Origin of the sequence: Brevibacillus sp. DP1.3A (assembly GCF_013284245.2) — a bacterium.
Taxonomy (GTDB): domain Bacteria; phylum Bacillota; class Bacilli; order Brevibacillales; family Brevibacillaceae; genus Brevibacillus.
Genome location: NZ_CP085876.1, coordinates 2680174 through 2699389, shown reverse-complemented (window position 1 = coordinate 2699389; position 19216 = coordinate 2680174). Strand labels below are relative to the sequence as shown.

16 protein-coding genes are annotated in these 19216 nt (G+C 47.5%); 6 read left to right on the top strand and 10 right to left on the bottom strand.

Features of this window, described 5'->3' with window-relative positions; translation table 11 throughout:
* Positions 1 to 6 precede the first annotated feature (6 nt).
* From HP399_RS12475 to HP399_RS12465, 3 genes are read right to left on the bottom strand one after another with little or no spacing between them, the layout of a single operon-like run.
* Entirely contained in the window at positions 7 to 1131 is a 1125-nt protein-coding gene (locus HP399_RS12475) for a DUF4350 domain-containing protein (protein WP_173617340.1), read from the bottom strand.
* Entirely contained in the window at positions 1124 to 1750 is a 627-nt protein-coding gene (locus HP399_RS12470) for a DUF4129 domain-containing protein (RefSeq protein WP_173617339.1), read from the bottom strand. Before HP399_RS12470 ends, HP399_RS12475 begins: the two co-directional genes overlap by 8 nt.
* The gene (locus HP399_RS12465) at positions 1743 to 2780 is read right to left on the bottom strand and encodes a DUF7847 domain-containing protein (protein ID WP_173617338.1); all 1038 of its coding nucleotides are present in this window, start codon (positions 2778 to 2780) and stop codon (positions 1743 to 1745) included. The genes HP399_RS12470 and HP399_RS12465 overlap by 8 nt, the downstream gene beginning before the upstream one ends.
* 185 nt (positions 2781 to 2965) lie before the next feature.
* Between HP399_RS12465 and HP399_RS12460 the strand changes: the two genes are divergently transcribed.
* Positions 2966 to 3640 carry a hypothetical protein gene (locus HP399_RS12460; protein ID WP_173617337.1) on the top strand — a complete coding sequence of 225 codons (675 nt, stop codon included), beginning with the start codon at positions 2966 to 2968 and terminating at the stop codon, positions 3638 to 3640.
* A gap of 241 nt (positions 3641 to 3881) precedes the next feature.
* Here HP399_RS12460 and HP399_RS12455 read toward each other — a convergent pair whose 3' ends face one another.
* From HP399_RS12455 to HP399_RS12440, 4 genes are all read right to left on the bottom strand, one after another.
* Positions 3882 to 5030, bottom strand: a complete 1149-nt coding sequence (locus tag HP399_RS12455) for a glycosyltransferase family 4 protein (protein ID WP_173617336.1) — start codon at positions 5028 to 5030, stop codon at positions 3882 to 3884.
* 33 nt (positions 5031 to 5063) lie between these two features.
* Positions 5064 to 6836 carry a CotS family spore coat protein gene (locus HP399_RS12450; RefSeq protein WP_173617335.1) on the bottom strand — a complete coding sequence of 591 codons (1773 nt, stop codon included), beginning with the start codon at positions 6834 to 6836 and terminating at the stop codon, positions 5064 to 5066.
* A gap of 183 nt (positions 6837 to 7019) precedes the next feature.
* Complete coding sequence (locus HP399_RS12445) at positions 7020 to 10292, bottom strand: DEAD/DEAH box helicase (RefSeq protein WP_173617334.1); 3273 nt, start codon at positions 10290 to 10292, stop codon at positions 7020 to 7022.
* A 100-nt stretch (positions 10293 to 10392) separates the two neighbouring features.
* Positions 10393 to 10662, bottom strand: a complete 270-nt coding sequence (locus HP399_RS12440; RefSeq protein ID WP_173617333.1) for a DNA primase — start codon at positions 10660 to 10662, stop codon at positions 10393 to 10395.
* 279 nt (positions 10663 to 10941) lie between these two features.
* On the opposite strand from HP399_RS12440, the gene pdaA reads away from it, so the two are divergent.
* A complete protein-coding gene (gene pdaA / locus HP399_RS12435; protein ID WP_173617332.1) occupies positions 10942 to 11727 on the top strand; it encodes a delta-lactam-biosynthetic de-N-acetylase in 786 nt (261 codons plus the stop codon).
* Between the two features lie 69 nt (positions 11728 to 11796).
* Here the strand turns inward: pdaA and aspA are convergent, their stop codons facing one another.
* Positions 11797 to 13221, bottom strand: a complete 1425-nt coding sequence (gene aspA, locus HP399_RS12430) for an aspartate ammonia-lyase (RefSeq protein WP_217367492.1) — start codon at positions 13219 to 13221, stop codon at positions 11797 to 11799.
* Positions 13222 to 13379: 158 nt separating this feature from the next.
* On the opposite strand from aspA, the gene HP399_RS12425 reads away from it, so the two are divergent.
* Positions 13380 to 13889: a Gmad2 immunoglobulin-like domain-containing protein gene (locus HP399_RS12425; RefSeq protein WP_173617331.1), complete on the top strand. Its 510-nt coding sequence runs from the start codon at positions 13380 to 13382 to the stop codon at positions 13887 to 13889.
* A 363-nt stretch (positions 13890 to 14252) separates the two neighbouring features.
* Positions 14253 to 14999 carry a YwaF family protein gene (locus tag HP399_RS12420; RefSeq protein ID WP_173617330.1) on the top strand — a complete coding sequence of 249 codons (747 nt, stop codon included), beginning with the start codon at positions 14253 to 14255 and terminating at the stop codon, positions 14997 to 14999.
* Between the two features lies 1 nt (position 15000).
* Here HP399_RS12420 and HP399_RS12415 read toward each other — a convergent pair whose 3' ends face one another.
* Complete coding sequence (locus HP399_RS12415; protein ID WP_173617329.1) at positions 15001 to 15879, bottom strand: LysR family transcriptional regulator; 879 nt, start codon at positions 15877 to 15879, stop codon at positions 15001 to 15003.
* Between the two features lie 143 nt (positions 15880 to 16022).
* Here HP399_RS12415 and HP399_RS12410 point away from each other — a divergent pair, with 143 nt between their 5' ends.
* A complete protein-coding gene (locus HP399_RS12410; protein ID WP_173617328.1) occupies positions 16023 to 16919 on the top strand; it encodes a DMT family transporter in 897 nt (298 codons plus the stop codon).
* Between the two features lie 123 nt (positions 16920 to 17042).
* Positions 17043 to 17522 carry an SRPBCC family protein gene (locus tag HP399_RS12405; protein ID WP_173617327.1) on the top strand — a complete coding sequence of 160 codons (480 nt, stop codon included), beginning with the start codon at positions 17043 to 17045 and terminating at the stop codon, positions 17520 to 17522.
* Between the two features lie 81 nt (positions 17523 to 17603).
* On the opposite strand, the gene HP399_RS12400 is transcribed toward HP399_RS12405, so the two are convergent.
* The gene (locus HP399_RS12400) at positions 17604 to 19202 is read right to left on the bottom strand and encodes an amidohydrolase (RefSeq protein WP_173617326.1); all 1599 of its coding nucleotides are present in this window, start codon (positions 19200 to 19202) and stop codon (positions 17604 to 17606) included.
* Positions 19203 to 19216 lie beyond the last annotated feature (14 nt).

Here is a 19216-nt window from a genome sequence, read left to right as displayed (position 1 = left end):
TAGTTGTCACTCCTTCTCCAGACGCTTCGTAATCTCATCCAACAAGAGACTGTCTGCAAGCAAGCTCTTCGGCGAGTATCGCCCTTCGTTTTTTGCCTGTTCCAGTCGTTCCAGCAGATGAGCGAATTTCTCTACCTCTTGATTTGTCCATCTTGTTTTGGCATATCGCACGATTTCCACTCGATCAGCCCGTTGGTGCACTCCCCACCGATCGTACAACAGCTGTCGCATGTAAGCCTCTCGATGTCGTAACGCATCCTGTGCCAGCCCTCTTCGCTCATACCAGCTAGACACGGCGAGCAACGTCTCATCACCACGTCGCACCGTCCATTCCCTAAGCGTATAGACCGGTCCGAAACGTTTTCCTCTCCACCACACATACAGCAACAGTAGGATACCGAGTTGTATGCAGGCAACTATGAGCCACCCTGGGTAGATCGCCAAAAAACCTGGTTTTTCCTGCAAGCCGTGATGGTATTCGTCGACCCAGAGGACCGACCAATCTCCTTGTACGTACGGCCAGATCGCTTCAAAGTGGGACAATCGCTCAATTTTTTGATTGGTTAGCCATTCCGGTACGAGAAAAAACGTGACACTGCCATCTCCCACTTCTGTTCTTCCTCCGAGTATCCCCTGATCGTCGTAGAGAAGTAGCTCCATGTCGTCATCTTCTAAAAATCTCAATGAGGTCTCTGCTTTGCCCATGAACTTCCCCTGAACGAGAGGTCCCTGAATATTTCGCTCCTGATTTTCTTTATCCCGGATGTACTCCGTATAAAACGGAAGGTCTTCCCACTCTGGTCTCGAGTGAAAGAGAATCAGGTCATTGCCTTCACTGACCCAATCCAGAATATCTATCTGTTCCTCTGGCATCAGTCTTTCCGGCTCTACTACGAGCATGGCCTGCCCAGTTGCTGTTGGTAAAAAACGCATAGGCTGCCGCCATTCCTTTACCTGCTTGCCTTTTTCCTCCAGCAATACGAGCACAGCCTTGATTCCGCTCGGCTGTGCAGAAGAAGCCAAGTACGGTGGAAGAAGCTCGGCTGTAGGCTTGACAATCAACCAGCCCACGATGACGAGCAGCAAGGTAGCCACAACAATTCCGACACGATAGGTGCGCAAACTATCCATGCTGTCCCTCCTCGCGCCAGATGCCTTCCAGTTCGTTTACACGCTGCCAGAACGACGCTTCATCAACAAGTGCCTGCCCGTACCAAACAGCATCGAATTCTCGTGCGAAGCTGCCGAACACATCGCGTAAGCTCGGTTGATTTGCCTCAATTTCTTCTGCGTATTCCCAATTCGTTTTCCATTTCTCCACACGAACCCATGACTTCATTTGCAAATAAACCAACAACGCCAAAAACAACGAGCGTTCTCCTTCCCGCCATTCTCCTCGCGCTGCCTTTTCTTTCGCATCACGCAAATAGTCTGCATGAGAACGTATTTTTTCACCTTCCATAAACAGCGGTCGATGCTTCTTCTGTACCCAAATCATTCTGCGGAACAACCAGTAAATGATGCCGACCAGTCCCAGTACTGCCATAATGAGCACGAGTGTAGATACGGTATTAGCCGCGCCAGATGGAATACTGGTCCACTTAAAAAGATCGGCGATCAACTCGATCACAAACTCCATCGCTCTTTGAATCCAGTTCTCTCCACTACCTTGGGGCAAATTGAACTCGTCTCTGGCTAGAATCTCTTGTAAATGCTCCTTGTCATCTACCCAAGGACTCGTGCTAATCATGGGTAACTCCCGGCTCTTGTGCAGGGGTAGGAGTTGCTGGTTCTACTGGTGCAGATGTGGCAAGCTGACGGCTTACTAGCTCTTGTAAATCTGTCCCTTCTTTTCTCACGCGCAGATCAAAGTAAGCCAACGCGTAAACAATGGCCATCCAAGGGGTCAAGAGGCAGGTAAGTGCAACCAAAATGATTTGCGCGAGGATAGATGTACCTAAGACGCCAGTGAGTACTAATTGCATGCCGCTAGAGAACATCGAGTAGATCACACTGAGAACAACAAAAAGACCAAATAAACGCCAAAAGTTTCCTTTTGTCATATTCCAGCTCTGACCGATTCCGACACCATCACGTTCGAACAGAACGAGCGGCATATAAAAACCCCAACGAATTAAGAAAAAGCCCGGTACGAGCATCATCCCAGCAATTAAGAATAAATAGCCAAATAAAACTAAAACGATCATAAGCACAATGCTGCCTTCATCTGACGGATCAAACATGGTTTCAAATGTCATTCCACCCGCGAAGGCGATCATGACGAAAATCAATCCATATACGATGACAAATGCTGTCGACACTGCAAACGCGATTACTCCATATAGGAAAGTACTGCCCGCGAGCGGCCAAAATCGACGAAGTGCCCCCTTCAAGGCATCTTTTAAGCTCAAAGTCTCTCCCTCGAGAGCAGCCTTCGTCAGTAAAATCGAACCGGAAATCATTTGCGGGTAGGCGATGATCAAAAGGATTGGTGCGACAAGGAATATGAATATGAGCAGCATAGGAAGGCTTTGTGTCATAAATTCTTCTTGTCCGGCAAACCTTGCGCCTAACGATTCCGCAAAGTCCATACCTTCTGTATCTTGTGCGAGCAAAGGCACTCTGGTAAGGTCAACCAGAAGCAGTTGCTGCAGGAGTAACAATGGACCGAACCAAATTAAAGCCAGCAAAAAGAATGCTCCAAAATACTGGCGATATACAGAAAAGCTCTTGTCCAACAGCTTCCCCACTCCCATGGGGGCAATCGGCGTACGATTCATGAGAAACCTCCATCTTTCTTTTTGAGATTACCTGATAAGTATACACGATTTTCCTGTTTTTTTAAAAAAATCATCTAATTTTGCTAATGTTTTCCTGCCTGATTTTGTCAAATCAGGTGTTAGTCCAATGCGGTCCCCCCCCTGCTGAATATGATATTGCATGCATAGTAAGGAGGGTGTTGCCTTTGAAAGCATTGAGAAAGAAGAAGCTAAAAGCAAAGCAAGCCCGCTGCCGCTGCAAGAAGCGATCTACCAAACGCAAATCCAATAGTCTGCTCAGGCAACTACGCCGTTTTGTGCGTATCAGCGTTCGCGCACCTCGAGTGAATGTGACCAGCCCCATTCCACAAGTAGAAGCACCTGTTGTACATGTAGAAGCTCCCGTTATACAAGTAGAAGCTCCCGTTGTACATGTAGAACGGCCTGTTGTACAAGTAGAAGCTCCCGTTGTACATGTAGAACCGCCTGTTGTACAAGTAGAAGCTCCCGTTGTACATGTAGAACCGCCTGTTGTACGAGTAGAAGCACCTTATGTACAAGTGGAAGCTCCGAAGCCAATCGTCATCCCGGCACCATTAGTGAAGGTAGATGTCGAAGCGGAAGAATCAGCGGATCAAGCATGTATAGATGGGCTTCGTCAAGAGCTCAGCAAATGCCTGAGAAACGATCAACTTGTGGAGGTCTTACTGACGACGGATTGGGGACCTGAGAGTCGTTCTTACCGAGTCGGCAAGCTTCTTAGAGTGGATGAAGGAATCATTGAATTACTGACCTTAGCCTCCTCACGTACAAACGGAGCCTCTATCCTGATTCCTATCACCCACATCGTCGCGATTATTCCAAATGCAGAACCTTATTGAAAAAGCTGATATTCTGCGAGGCTTTAGGTTTGCCTAAAGATGCGGGGAGTCTGTGCGTAGTAGATTCCCCGCATCTTCCCCCATTTCGTGCAATATGCATGTGGGACAAGCCCTTTTGTTCAGACAGGCCTGTCCACTCTAGCAGGACAGTACGTGACTCTTTCGTCTCGAAGGTATGAATAAACGCCCACTTCTCCGATCTCTCTGCGGGAAGTGGGCTGATAGCATTCACTTTTTGGTTTTACCTACCCTTGTTATTCCATACGTCTAGCACATCGCTTGCGACTCGATCCCATGTAAATCTTTGTTCGGCAAGCTGGCGTCCGCTTCTCCCCATTTGACGTTGGAGATCGCGGCTGGACAACAGTTGTTTCAGCTGTAAAGCAAACGCTTGAGGGTCCTCCGGCTGCTCGATCAACAGTCCATTGCCTCCAATGATCACCTCAGCATTTCCACCCCGTTTTGTCGTGACAAAAGGCAGACCGGCAGCCATCGCTTCATAATGGACACGTGCCAGTGGTTCCTCCCATTGCGAAGGACAGACAAAAACGTCCCCCGCCCAGAACCAGTGGTGAATCTGATCTGCCGGAACAAATCCCGTAGTTATAACCGGAACAGGCGAACGATTCGCTAATGAGCGTACATACGCTGCATAGTCACTGATTTTATTTTCACCATACCAGGACCCTCCAACCAAGACGAGAGCGATGTTGGAATGGTAGGAGCGGAGTTCATTCATCGCACGAACTAGAATGTCGGCTCCTTTTTTCGGCGTCAATCGTCCTACAAACAAAATCACTTGTTTGTTGCCAAGATTATGCGTCGCCCGCAGTTCCTGACGAATCTTTTGTGCCGTATTGGATCTTTCCACCGGAACGAATGTTTCCAAGTTCACACCTGAATAAATCGTGCGAACCTTATTTGCGGCTTCTGGATGCAACGAGGCAATGACCCGACCGACATAATCACTGATCGTGATGATGCGTTCTGTTTCAGCAACCGCTCTAGCAGCTTCTGCCTGCCCTATTTTTACCGGATCAAACATATCATTGTGCATACTTAGAATGATACGTGCGTTCGGGCATACCTCACGAATGATGGGAACCATCCGCGGTCGGTTAAAAACATGGATGACATCATAGTTGTTCGCACTTAGGAAAGCGGCTACTTCGCGTGCATAAATCTCGAACACCCCTTGACCCTCTACCCGCACATAACGTGCATTGCGAACTTTTTCATCCATTGGTAGCGTGGGATCCGACGTTCCCAGGATAGTCAGCTCGTGATGCCTCCCTAGAATATCTGCAATCCCTGCAATATATGTCTGAATCGCTCCCCCTCGTATAGGAGGGACTGGCAATTTTTCTGTACAGACCATAATAACTTTCATCCGTATTCTCCTTTCCCGTTCCGCCTTCTTGCATTAGTTGCCTCTCGTCTTCTTTGATTTTTGACGCTGCTTCTTCATCTGATCGTTGATGAATTTACGGCTTGGTTTCGCCGTCTTGGCAACTTTCTTGCTCTTGTTGGAAGTGACGGTCCGGGACTGCTGTTTAGATGTCCACACAGTTCCTTTTTTGTTTTTCCTTTGACTTGCGGGTTTTGCTTGTGGTGATTTGGCCTTTACATTGATAGAGACCTTTACTCTCCTTTGAGGCTTGCTTGACTTATTGCTGCTGCTTTTTGAGACAGCTGAGCTCATCCCCCGTTTTTTGTTTCGACGAACGAGGTTTCGTGCTTCGCTCGTAGCGAGTGGCGCTGATGGCGTAAAAGGAGCATTGCCCGAAAATGAGATTCGAGTTCTGCGGGTAGTGCTTTGGTCTGCCTCTGCCCCTTCCTGCTGGCTTTCTTCCTGGTCGGAAGTCGGAAGTGAGCTGGCTACCTGATCGCTTGCAGGCTCCTTGACTTTGGATCCCTTCACCTTCGAATCTTTCTCCTTAGACACCTTGCTCATGGACTCTTTGTCTTTCGGCTCCTCGAGCAAAGACTCTGTCGGTGGAGTGGATACCGCAACAGGTATGAATTCCTGGATACCTGACGCTAGCCTTTGCGGTTCAACCACTTCCGTTATTTGGTCGTAGTTGCCTGGTTCGTATTTGCTGATGTCTTTTGCGAGCTCTGCCAATGCAGCATCTTTCGTTTTATCCCCCGTCAACACTCGCTGCAGAATGCCTTCCGCTTCCGTCGACAGAAAGATTTCGGGATTATAAAACATCTCTTTGAGGTGCTTATAAAATTCGTTTGGCACTGCCATATCATTTAAGAGCACTTCAAACGATTCGCGATCCAGTGGATTTGCCTTATGATAGGCTTCGATCATACCGCGCATCCAGGTAACATCCCAGACGCCCATATCATCCATCGTACTGGTGATGAGCTTGCGCAAATCCCGAAACGGCAAATCGTACGACACGCCATCCAGGTCGATGACCCAAAGCCCTCCCGGACCATTTTGACCATTTGACCAGCCGTAATCTTGGTGCACCAATCCCCAGTGCGCCTCTCCCGTTTTGATCATTTTTGGATAGGCAGATGTTTTTAATTTCTCTAAGGCTGCCCATGCTTGCTGTTCATAGTGATCGACGACGGCCAAAATGGATTTGCTTGTTGGGGTTTCACTGTAGGCTTTTGCTACTTCCCGCATCCACCCGATTTTTTTGGCAATCTTTTGATAATGATTGGGCCAACGATATAAACGGGAAGAGTTTTTGGCTCCTGCGGGCGGAACATAGCCTTTCGAATGACGATGGAATTCACCAAGACCGTAGCAAAGCTCTTGCGCGCCTACCAAATCTACTTTTGTTGCCGGTTGCAAGGCAATCCAATCGGTAACAATCCAAAGTTTCCCACCCTTTTCTACAAAAAGACTGCCATTTCGGGCAGGAATCAATGCTGGTACTCTTGCCCCCTGTTTGACGACGTATTCTTGGAAAGCCACACTATAGAGACTGCGTTCAGGCGTACGGTGCAGTACCTTTAGGCTGCGCGGACCTTTATCTGTCTCGATGCGCCAAATAGCCCCGCCTTTGTCTGGCTTGGAAGTAATGAGTGTACGACTCTTCACCGACATGTCATACTCTTTGATCACTTGGTCTGCGATCGCATCTACTTCCGGTGGCACTGTCATATCCCAGTTAGCCGGCGTTTCCGCATTCCCTTCTCGGGTATCCCATGGCTTAATCACATATTGTTCCATTACATTCCCCCCACACTTCTGTGGTGATGCCTTCGTCCTTCTCCATAAGCTATTCGCTATGTCCTTATCTCGAACCGGACAAATATCATTGGGAGTCTGCCAATTCGTTATTCGCACAGGGATAAAGTCTCGCAAAAAAACAGCTCGACCCCTCGCATGGTAGCGATAGTCAAGCTGTTCGTATTAAATCATCAGCAATTCGCGTATTTCTTGCTCGGTTAAAGCTGAGATTGCCTCTTGCCCCGGTGTAATGATTTCCTCGATCAAGTTTTTCTTTTTTTGTTGCAGCTCGTACATTTTCTCTTCGACCGTTCCCTCTGCAACAAGCCTGATCACTTGAACGACGTTCTTTTGTCCGATACGATGGGCACGATCAGCTGCCTGTTGTTCCACAGCGGGATTCCACCACAGATCATACAAGATTACGGTGTCCGCACCCGTCACATTTAATCCAGTTCCCCCAGCTTTCAAAGACATGAGAAACAAATCCCGCTCTCCCTCGTTAAATCGGTTGCACAAATCTAGTCTCTCTGCTACTGGCGTCTGTCCATCCAGATAGAAAAACGGGACACCGTGATACCCCAGCTCGCGTCCGATTATCCCTAGCATCTCCGTAAATTGAGAAAAGAGCAAAACGCGCTTCCTAGCATTTTTGCATTCACCAATAATCTCAAATAGCTGTTCGAGCTTGGATGACCCTCCGTCATACTCTTTGACGAACAGCGCTGGATGACAACATATTTGGCGCAGTCTCGTCAAGCCAGCGAGAATTTTGATCCGATTCTTTTGAAAGCCTTTATTGTACAGATGCTTCACTGTTTCCTGTTGGAGCTGCGCCAAGTAGGCGACATACAGCTTTTTCTGTTCAGGCAACAGTCTTGCGCTTTGCAGTGTTTCAATTTTGGCCGGCAATTCCTTTAGTACCTCAGTCTTGAGCCTGCGCAATAAAAATGGACGCGTTCGCTTCGCAATCGTATCTCGCGGCAAGTCGAGGAATTCCTTTCGTGCCGGAAAAAGTTCAGGGAAAACAGCATCGTAGATGGACCACAGCTCTTCTACCCTGTTTTCCACAGGTGTTCCCGTAAGAGCAAAGCGATGCTTGGCTTTTATTCGTTTTACTGTCTGAGCTGTTTGAGTCACATAGTTTTTGAAGGTCTGCGCTTCATCCAAAATCAAGGTGTGGAAGGAATTCTCCTCGAACTGGGCATGATCACGACGCAAGAGCGGATACGAAGTAATGAGTACATCGATTTCTGATAGCTCGTTTACGATTTGATTTCGCTCTTCCTTCGTGCCATCCACAATAACGCTACGGATATTTGGCGCGAACTTTTTGATTTCATTGTGCCAATTGTATAAAAGAGAGGCAGGAGCCACGATAATCGCTGGGAGCTTTTGTTCTCGGATTTCGGGCAGAACAGAGAGAAGAAAAGTAATACTTTGCAATGTCTTCCCCAGGCCCATATCGTCTGCAAGAATTCCCCCAAAGCCGTAGTGTGCTAGTGTTTTCATCCATTGATAACCAAACTTCTGATAATCTCGAAGTGTCGCCTGCAAAGATTCGGGTTCTGGAAAGTCCAGATTATCAGGGTTACGCATATTCTCCAAAAACTGGCGCAATGATTTGCCTAGCTGAACAGACTGTCCCTGCATAGGTATATCAAGCAAGCGCAGTCCGCGAAAAGCAGGCAGTTGAAAACCACTTCCCATTTGCTCAGCATATTGCATGCCCATCTCGTCCAGGAAACGATTGATTTGCTCAAATTCCTTTGTCTCAAGCGGCAGGAGCGCTCCATTCGACAGCCGATGATATCTGCGCTTTTCTTCTACCGATTGGATCACACTTCGGATCTCGGACTCGGGTATCCCATCCATATCAAAGCGAAAATCCAGCCAATTTGTTCGCTCATCGACATCCACTTTTACTTTGGGTGGTAGGTGGAGAGGCTGAATCCTGATTTTTACGGAAGTTGTCGCGAATACCTTTAACAGTTTTTCCAGCTTAGGGACGACGTGGTAAAGGAAGTCGTACTCAGCTTCCTCGTCATCGAGAAAATACCCTCCTTCCGTGCGGGTAAAGGCACTTTCCTCCATCAGCTCTAAAATCTGTCGCTCCTTCTCCCCGTCACGCATCAAAATCAGCTCACTGCCACGTTGCCCTCCCCCTTCATAGCCTTCCAGCGGATTGATGACGATATCGCCATATTGAAACTCAAGTCCCGCCAGTAGCCGGTCTCTTACCCTGTCCAAATACAGCTTGGCTTTTAACTGGAATTGCACGACTCGTTCCGAGACGGCCTTTGCAATTTGCACGTTCCCCAGTTTCATCAAGGCCGGAACAATCTGCACCATGAATGGCTCGATTTTTTCCGCTGGAATGTGAATCCGCTCACTGCTATGAGATTCTAACAAGTGCTTCAGCTCTGCCAAACTGTGGCATTGTTCCTTTGGCAGTCTGTGCCATTTGCCATCTACGAACAACAATCCGTAAGCTTCCAAGACAGTGATTTGTTTGAATCCTTGGACTTCCAGCTGATATTCATCGGTTTTTGTCTGGTCAAATTCGAAGTGGAGTGGCGGCGGCTCATCGATACATGCAAACGTTGGATACATTTGGTCATGATGCTGAATGTGAACAGACGGTGCGGTTAGTAACAAAGCAAATAATCGCTCCCAGGTAAATGGCGGAACAAGAAGAACCCGTTCGCCACCTACATGCTTCTGTTCCTGATACTGGTAACTGGCTGTCTCTCGATATATTTTTTCCGTGCGGTAAATTTGCACGAGTTCAAGGAGGATGGCTTTATGTTCTGGCAAAAAGCGATGCAAATTCGGATCATAGGTAAATTGGCTAGAGAAACGATACACTTGCTGCTTATCCAACCGGTCTAAAAACGCGCGAATGTCCTTTACGATGTACAACCTCTTTGGCCCTAGTTTCAGCTCTATTCCGATCATGCTCTTGCGAAAGCCGTACGGTACGATTTTACATATGATTTCCAAGGCAAGCGTTGTTCGTGAATCCAGCAACACGCGATTATGGCTTGTCCGAATCGGTCGGTCCACGAACAAGCCGAACAGTCCCTCAGTTAGCTGGGAATCAGGCTGTGTTGTCATGCCTGCTTGTCTCGTTGTAAAGGAAGTGGAATAGCTGACAGGATGCTCATCTACTTGCAGATCACGCATGGTTAACAAAGAGGCTGCGATATGTTGGCAGTAGTGATCGTACGACGCTAAAGTAGGGCAACTGCACACTGCTGCCATACCAGACTCGTCCAGTTCAATAGTGACCTGATAATTATTTTTTCCTGCGTTCACTGTCGTTTTGATCCAGGCAGGCTCCTGTTGAAAATGCTCCACAAGCACGTTCCCAGAACGGTAAAAAGTCTTTCCTCTTTCATAAGAAAGGCGACCGCACCATTCTTTTATCGTTTGATGACTCACTTGAAAGCTCATTTTCTGTTCCATCCTTATCATGAAATATGTTTAATATTACAGAATGCAACAGAAAAAAGATACGCATGTACGCGTATCTTTTTTCAACAAATACAAACGATTAGTCGTCGTCATCTTCGTCTTCATCTTCGTCTTCGTCTTCATCTTCATCTTCTTCGTCTTCAGATTCCTCATCTTCGGATTCCTCATCTTCGGATTCCTCGTCTTCGGATTCCTCGCCTTCGGATTCTTCGTCTTCATCTTCCTCATCTTCTTCATTACTGCCGAAGTACAATTTTTTCGTGGTACCATCTTCGTATTCAATTTTTACTTCCAATTCTTCTGCACCTTCACCGATGGCCTCACGTAATTGCTCCAACCATTCTTCCATGTTAACCACACCTCCTGGCTATAAATGATTACTTGGTAGCATTTGCCAACAGTTTACTGTCGACTTTGATACTATATGACGCGTTTCTTTTTCTTGTATGGACAGTTGTCGCCTTACTCAAAGAAGATTTTTACACAACTTGGAATACCGCTTCACTTGCGCTTCTACCTAGCCGCTGTTGCAAATGTACGTTTACATATTTGGAAGTAGACTGGACAAACTTTTGAGGGAATCGCCTTAAATACATCACGACTTCGCTACAGAAGGGAGAGCTCATTATTGAAAAGACGAATGATCAAAAGCTTGTTGATCGGGATTAGTTTGTTGCTTACAAGTGCCTTGCCAGTTGACTCGATTATGGCCTCACCAGATCACCCGTACCATTTTGGATTTAAAAAGAGCAAGAATGGTCAGCTACCCTCTATCAACGAGGAAGGCTTTAAAGGCATTGTGGATCGTCACGGTGCGGTTTTTTTAGGGGATACTACGAAAAAAGAGCTTTTCTTGACGTTTGATAACGGTTATGAAAATGGCTTTACGCCAAAGATTTTAGATACACTTGTCACGAAAAAAGTCCCTGCCATTTTCTTTGTGACAGGGCACTTTGTGAAAGAACAACCCGAGTTGATAAAGCGAATGGCACAAGAGGGACATCTGATCGGCAACCATTCCTGGAGCCATCCCGATATGACAACCGTATCGAATCAGAAAATCAAAGACGAACTGACGAAAGTAAGCGATGCGGTCCAGCAAGTGACTGGACAAGCTAACATGCGTTACTTGCGACCTCCGAGAGGTATTTTCAGCGATCGCACACTTGCTGTAACCAAAGATTTGGGCTATACCAATGTCTTTTGGTCGGTCGCCTATAAGGATTGGGATACAAAAGTCCAGCGGGGGGCAAAATATGCCTATGATAGCGTAATGGCTCAATTGCATCCCGGCGCTGTTATTCTGCTCCATTCTGTCTCCAAAGACAATGCAGAGGCTCTCGGGATGATGATCGATGAAGCACGCAAGCAAGGCTATGAATTCAAGAGCTTGGATCACCTTCCGAAAAAGTAGTGCACACCCTCCTTTTGCAAGCAAAAACTCCCGCTGCTTCGCATGTGCAAAGCGCGGGAGTTTTTGGGTTTAGTTGCGATCCAGCAAGGATGCTCCAGCAATACCTGGATGAGTCATTTCAAATGGATCGAGAATCAGATCCAGTTCTTCTTCTGTCAGTACATTGTGTTGCAAGCACAGCTCACGTACAGACTTTCCTGTCAAAATGGCTTCGCGGGCAATGCGTGCAGCAGTCTCATACCCGAGATGAGGATTCACCGCTGTGATGACGCCTACGCTTTTTTCCACGTATTCTTTCATGCGCTCGCGGTTTGCCTCGATTCCTTCCAAGCAGTGACGCGTAAAGACATCGAATGTATTGTCCATAATGCTGATCGATTGCAGCAAGTTGAAGACAAGCACAGGCTCCATAACGTTCAGTTCTAGCTGACCTGCCTCGGATGCCAAACAAATCGTATGGTCATTTCCGATGACCTGAAACGCTACTTGGTTGATGAGCTCTGCCATGACAGGATTGACTTTTCCTGGCATAATCGAGGAGCCTGGCTGACGTGCTGGCAAGGAGATTTCTCCCAGTCCAGCTCGAGGTCCTGATGCCATCAAACGCAAGTCATTCGCAATTTTAGACATATTCATCATGCAAACTTTCAGTGCTGCTGATACTTCTGTGTACGCATCTGTGTTTTGTGTAGCATCCACGAGATGCTCTGCACCTGTCAGCGGGAAGCTTGTGATAGCGGCAAGATGCTTGACTACTGTTGTAATGTAACGAGGGTCAGCATTCAAACCCGTTCCTACCGCAGTCGCTCCCATATTCACTTCGTACAAATGCTGACGAGATTGCTTGATACGCTTGATGTCGCGCTCAAGTACTCGACGGTATGCTTCGAATTCTTGGCCCAAGCGAATCGGAACCGCATCCTGCAAATGCGTTCTGCCCATTTTTATGACATCATCGAATTCTTTTGCTTTTTGGCCAAATGCATCATGCATCTTATCCATCGTCACGAGCAGCTTTTCCAACAGGGTGAGTGTTGAAATATGAATCGCTGTCGGGAAAGCATCATTGGTAGACTGAGACATGTTGACATGTGTATTTGGGCTTAGGTGGAAATAATCCCCTTTTTTCTCACCAAGCATTTCAAGACCGCGGTTCGCGATCACTTCGTTGGCATTCATATTGATCGAAGTACCTGCTCCACCTTGGATCGGATCGACGATAAATTGATCATGCCATTTTCCTTGCATGATTTCTTCCGCCGCAGCGACAATCGCATTTCCTAAGCGCGGATTCAATCTGGAAACTTCCATATTTGCCATCGCAGCTGCTTTCTTTACCATTGCCATTGCATTGATGAGGGAAAAATGAAGATGATACCCGGTGATTGGGAAGTTTTCCGTTGCTCGCATTGTTTGCACGCCATAATAAGCATCTACTGGAATTTGCTTCTCGCCAAGAAAGTCTTTTTCCACTCGAAACGTCTGTTGTTCCATTCTTATCAGACCAGCCTTCTAGGATAATGGTTGCTACTTCCTCTCCATTCTACCACAGTTTGACGCAGGAAGACCGTTCCACCTGAAACACTATTATTTGTTTTTACGTCTTACTATTTGTAGGTACCATTTCATACCAGACAGAATCGAGGGATACCATGAAAAAACTGCTTTTGCTGCTGTTGACGATTGGCTTGCTGCAAGGATGCACGAGTGGCACAACTAGCCCTTCCACTCCAACAGAACAACAGAAGCCACCCGTTGCGGCCGAGCCAGAGAAACCTGCTTCTGAGCCACCCGCAACCACGCAACCACCTACAACTCCTGAGAAACAACCAACGGAGCAACCAGCTCAGCAGGAGACAGTCTATGCCAATGATATTTTCCGCAATGTCACTGTGAAGAAAACCGCCCAAGACACGTTTGAAATCAAAGGACAGGCGAGCGTGTTCGAAGCTGTACTTAATTATGTCGTAGAAGATGGACATAACGAGCTGACGCAAGGTTTCGTGCAGGCTACGACCGCTGCTCCTGATTGGGGAGATTTTACCCATACACTGAAAGTGAAAAAAGCGGAGCCGAACAGCACACTGACACTGATCTTGTTTGAAACAAGCATGAAAGACGGCAGCCGAAGAATGGAACTCATCATTCCGCTCCCGGAATAAGGCCTGCAAAAAAATCAGACCCTCTCTATTAAAAAGAGAGGGCCTGATTGAAAGGGTCTATTATTAGATAGCAGTAGACAGTCAGTTGCCGTATGCCTTGCTGTTACTTTTACTCGCCTTGTTCTTCCTTGAAGCATTCCATGCAGAGTGCACCATTGTTCTCGATTTCATACTCTGTCAAGCGAGCCTGGCAAGACTTGCATTGTTTTTCCGTGAGCACTAAGTTCAAGACTATATCTCCTCTCAATGATGTAACGTAGTCTATTTATATTATAACCAAAGATTTATATCAGACAAATAGCTATCTGTTAAAATTTCGTGAATTTTCAAATATAAAAAATAATAAACAAAGAGGAGATCATCATGACCTCACCCTATTTTTCACTTTTCCTGACAGGAGAGTCGTTTCAACTGTTTTCCACTTCTCACGTTATCACCTTGATTCTTGTGCTCTGTCTGGTCGTACTCACTTATTTATTTCGGCAAAAGCTCCAAGCCTCGACAAATCGACTCTCCACACGTTACGTACTTGCGGGTGTCTTGCTCTTATCGGAGATTTGTTATCAGCTTTGGCATGTTTATACCGAGAGCTGGACGGCTGCTTACACATTGCCCTTGCAGCTATGTAGTGTGACTCTCCTTCTTTCTACCGTGATGCTGATGACGAGAAGCTACGGGCTGTATGAGATTACGTTTTTTGCCGGGATTGGCGGAGCCATGCAGGCATTGCTTACCCCCGAGTTGTTTTATCCATTTCCGCATTTTCGCTTTGTGCATTTTTTTGTAGCCCACGCGGGAATCGTCCTTGCTTGCCTGTACATGACGTGGGTAGAAGGCTACCGTCCGACTGTCCGTTCCATTTGGAAAACGATGGGCTTTTTAAACCTGCTTTTGCTTGTCGCACTTTTCGTCAACCAATGGACGGGCGGAAATTACTTATTTGTCTCGCGCAAACCGGACAATCCCAGTCTGATTGACTTTTTGGGCCCGTATCCGTGGTATATCGTTTCGTTGGAAGGAGTAGCACTCACTTTGTTTTTCTTGTTGTACCTGCCCTTTGTCCGAAAGCAGCCGTTGGCGAAGGAAGTCAGGGGCGATTTATCTGTCTGAATTACGCTTGCTGCTCGTTCACCCAATCAGTTACAAACTGCAAGAAGCGCTTGGCGGCCGGTGACTGCTTGGAAAAAGAAGTTGCTGCCACCCCCAGTGAACGGTAATGCTCCCCTTCAAGCGGGATCATCCGGATATTTGCAGGCAAACGGAACAAAATCATTTCCGGAAGAATGCTGATCCCGAGCCCATTTTGCACCATGGCAATAATCGCGTGATCATCTCCCACTTCATATTTGATTCGCGGCTCGATCTGATACTGGGCCAGCAAACGCTGTATATCATTGTCACAGCCCGTCTTCGGCATGATAAACGTCTCTTCGGCCAATTGGCTCACATGCACCCGCTCCTCTCCGTAGAGCGGGTGTTCCTCTGTCACCAGCAAATACATTTGATCCTTTTTTAAAGGAATACATTCCAAATCCTCTGTTGTCGGTAAGGAGACGAAGCCGAAATCAATTTCTCCGGTTTGAATCCAGCTCTCAATTCCATCGTAATACCCTTCCATCAGCTTAATCTCGATCGCCGGATACTGGTCTTGGAACCGCTTGAGGATTCCGGGAAGCCATTTCGTGGAAACACTCGTAAACGTTCCAATTCTCACCGTCCCGACCTCCAACCCGTTGATGGCAAACACCTCTTGTTTCATCCGCTCATGACAGCGCAAGGTCTCACGCATGTACGGAAGCAGTCGCTCCCCATTACTCGTGAGGCTAATGCCCGATCGTCCTCTGGTCAAAAGCGAAAACCCAAATTCCCGCTCCAAACTTGCAATCGCATGGCTGATCGCTGATTGTGTCAGACCTAGTATTTCGCCAGCTTTGGTTAAGCTCCCCGACTCAATAACGGTGATCACTACCTCAAACTTGTTCAAACTCACCTCTTCGTCCCCTTTACATGAATTCGATTCATGAAAATCATCACAAACATTCATTTTTCTTATTTAAACGATACTCGTATACTGTTTATGGCGCAACACTGATTAGGACCCGCTTTTTCCCGGGCAAGGAGGCTTATCCCATCATGAAACCGCAAGTGAAAGCCGATTTGGCTATGATTTTGGTCACCCTGTTTTGGGGAACATCGTATGTGTTTATGCAAATGGGATTGAAGGATTTGGAGACTTTCAATCTGATCGGTATCCGCTTTGGCATTGCTTTTGGACTGGCAGCCGCCTTATTCTATAAACGCTTGCGTTCCACGAATCGAAAAACATTGCTCCATGCATTCGTACTCGGTGCGCTCCTTTTCGGGGTTTTTGCCACCATCACGAACGGAGTGAAATCAACGACAGCTTCCCAGGCTGGTTTTCTCGTTAGCTTGACCGTTATCTTTGTTCCGCTCTTATCTATTCTTTTGAAAAATCGTCCTGAAAAAAGAGTCTTTGTCGGCGCTGGACTGGCCATGATCGGCATCGGGCTGCTCACACTAAGCGCTGAATTTCGCATCAGCCAAGGAGACCTTTTGTGCATCGCTGGTGCCCTCTTTTACGCTACACATATTACCGTAACAGGCCGATGGGCCAATCAATCGGATACGATCCAGTTGGGGATTTACCAGCTTGGCTTTACGGCACTGTTGGGCATTGTTTTTTCTTTTGCGCTGGAGACTCCCACATTGCCACAGACTACAGAGGCTTGGATCGCCGTGCTCGCCCTTAGCGTATTATGCAGTGCAATTGGCTTTGTCGTTCAAACGGTGGCCCAAAAATATACGACTGCCACGCACACGGGTGTTATTTTTTCCTTGGAGCCAATCTTCGCTGCCCTGTTTGCCTTCTTGGTCACAGGCGAAACACTGTCTGCTCGCGGGTACATAGGCGCAGGTCTCGTTTTGATCAGTGTGTTGATTGCGGAAATCGATGTGAAGAGCTTGCTGCGCGGAAAGCAGCTGACAAAAAACCCGACCCACTTATCCTGAGTCGGGTTTTGCGTATGGGTCATGCAAGAGAGCAATTTGAAAGAAATCCATGCCTGATTTATTTGCTATGATTGAAAAAATGAGTTTATCCATGACGAAGCTATTTAGTATGGAGGGATGGACATGAACCAAAACAACGAAGCAAACAAATTCACAACGCAAGTAGGTGAATGCGAGATTGTGATCACCCGCGTATTTGGTGCTCCACGCGATCTTGTGTTTGATGCTTGGACGAAAGAGGAGAACCTGTCGAAGTGGTGGGGGCCTCGAGGTTTTACGACGACTTCTCAGAAGTTTGATCTAAAACCGGGCGGTACATGGCAGTTTATCATGCACGGTCCTGATGGCGTTGATTTTCCCAACACCAACGTATTTGTCGAGGTCGTTCAACTCGAGCGAATCGCCTTCAAACATACTGTGTTTCCTCATTTTCAAGCGACAGCCATCTTTGAGGATCTGGATGGCAAGACCAAACTCACTTATCGCACCGTTTTTGAAGAAACTGCCGCTGTATTCGATAAGGTGAAAACATATGCCGTCCCAGGTGCCGAACAGACCATGGATCGTCTTGAAGAGCATCTGGCACGTATGTCTGAAAAGTAGATCGTTCCATAAAACAGCGGCAATCCAGGACTTTACTTTCTTGTCCAGGGCAGCCGCTGCTCTGATTTTCGGGTTATTTTTTCAAGACGTGTAGCAAACTTTTCCGCCAATGATGGTCATCATGACCTTTGTCGAGAGCAGCTCGTCTGGATCGATGGTAAATAGGTCTTTGGAGTAGACGGTCATATCCGCATATTTTCCACGAGAAAGCGTGCCTTTGACATGATCTTCATTCGTCACCTGTGCACTGCCCAATGTAAACAGATGAATCGCTTCCTCCATTGTCAGCTTTTCTTGCGGGAAGTATCCATCGTGTGTTTCCCCCGGTGCTTTGCGCGTGACGGCTGCGTGTATCCCCAACAGAGGATCGATTGGTTCTACCGGTGTATCCGAGCCCGCAGCACAAATGATTCCGTAATCCATCATCGTTTTCCAGATGTACGAGTGTTGAATCCGTTCCTGTCCTACGCGATCCATCACCCATGGGAAGTCTCCTGCGAGAAAACGCGGTTGGATATCTGCGATTCGATGAGGATGCTTCAAGCGGTCCAGCAGGTCCGGCCGCAAGATTTGCGTATGAATGAGGCGATCCCGATAGGCGACTGCCGGGAACTGATCCAAGCTGTCCAGCACCATTTCCAGTGCTTTGTCGCCTATGGTGTGCACAGCAATGGGCATCCCGAGTCCACGTGCTTGTCGAACCAGCTCTGTCAGCTCGTCTTGCTCATGTACGGGATAACCACTGGTGCTCGGATCATCAGCGTACGGAGCTGACAGATAAGCCGTCCTGCGTCCTAATGCCCCATCTGCAAAAATTTTCACCGCTCCGATTTGCACATGAGCGTTGCCGTAACCTGCCGTCATGTTTAAGTCGCGCAGCTCATGCATATGCGGATAGAAGACAAGCAGGTTGCTGCGCAACGCAAGCTCTTCGCCATTGATGAGCTCATCATAGAGCCGATACGTTTGCGCAAGTCCGCCCAATTCACGCAAATCCTCTGTATGTGCCCCTGTCAATCCATGCGCCATTGCATAGCGAATCGAGCTGCGCAGGCTTTGCTTCAACTGACCATAGTCAGGTCTCGGAATATGCTTCGTAATCAGGTTGGAGGCAGTTTCTAATAGCATACCCGTTGGTTTTCCGCTCACAGAATCATGTACAATGACTCCCCCCGCAGGCACCTCCATGTCACGATGGTAGCCACATAGCTCCAACGCCTTGCTGTTGACCAAATTCGCATGTCCACATATTCGTGCGAGAAGAATCGGGCAATGTGGTGCCGCTTGATCAAGCTCTTCGATGGTAGGAATGCCGCCACCATCCGCGAACAAATTCTCATCCCAGCCGTAGCCTTGTATCCACGTATTTTCAGGTGTCGCTTGCGCTTTTTCTTTTAAGAGAAACAGCATCTCGTCCTTGGAACGTGCTTTGCTCAAATCCAGCTGCAAAAAGGTGAGACCGAGCCATCCCAAGTGCAGGTGGCTGTCAATCAATCCCGGGGTAGCAGTATATCCTTGCAAATCAATGACCGCTGCATCACTGCCTCCGTATTGAAGAAGCATGTCCGCATCACTGCCCAAGTCATGGACAATTCCATCCCGAACGACTAGCGCTTGTACGAACAAATGCCTAGAATCTCCTGTGTAAATGCGTCCATTTCTGAAAATGGTTGTCGACATTTCATGACCTCTTT

Bases quoted from the DNA above. Each gene is read 5' to 3' on its own strand.
- HP399_RS12445 (WP_173617334.1), bottom strand. From the start codon at position 10,292: ATGAGCTTTCAAGTGAGTCATCAAACGATAAAAGAATGGTGCGGTCGC.
- HP399_RS12420 (WP_173617330.1), top strand. From the start codon at position 14,253: ATGACCTCACCCTATTTTTCACTTTTCCTGACAGGAGAGTCGTTTCAA.
- HP399_RS12465 (WP_173617338.1), bottom strand. From the start codon at position 2,780: ATGAATCGTACGCCGATTGCCCCCATGGGAGTGGGGAAGCTGTTGGAC.
- HP399_RS12440 (WP_173617333.1), bottom strand. From the start codon at position 10,662: ATGGAAGAATGGTTGGAGCAATTACGTGAGGCCATCGGTGAAGGTGCA.
- HP399_RS12450 (WP_173617335.1), bottom strand. From the start codon at position 6,836: ATGGAACAATATGTGATTAAGCCATGGGATACCCGAGAAGGGAATGCG.
- HP399_RS12425 (WP_173617331.1), top strand. From the start codon at position 13,380: ATGAAAAAACTGCTTTTGCTGCTGTTGACGATTGGCTTGCTGCAAGGA.
- HP399_RS12400 (WP_173617326.1), bottom strand. From the start codon at position 19,202: ATGTCGACAACCATTTTCAGAAATGGACGCATTTACACAGGAGATTCT.
- HP399_RS12455 (WP_173617336.1), bottom strand. From the start codon at position 5,030: ATGAAAGTTATTATGGTCTGTACAGAAAAATTGCCAGTCCCTCCTATA.
- HP399_RS12475 (WP_173617340.1), bottom strand. From the start codon at position 1,131: ATGGATAGTTTGCGCACCTATCGTGTCGGAATTGTTGTGGCTACCTTG.
- HP399_RS12410 (WP_173617328.1), top strand. From the start codon at position 16,023: ATGAAACCGCAAGTGAAAGCCGATTTGGCTATGATTTTGGTCACCCTG.
- aspA (WP_217367492.1), bottom strand. From the start codon at position 13,221: ATGGAACAACAGACGTTTCGAGTGGAAAAAGACTTTCTTGGCGAGAAG.
- HP399_RS12405 (WP_173617327.1), top strand. From the start codon at position 17,043: ATGAACCAAAACAACGAAGCAAACAAATTCACAACGCAAGTAGGTGAA.
- HP399_RS12470 (WP_173617339.1), bottom strand. From the start codon at position 1,750: ATGATTAGCACGAGTCCTTGGGTAGATGACAAGGAGCATTTACAAGAG.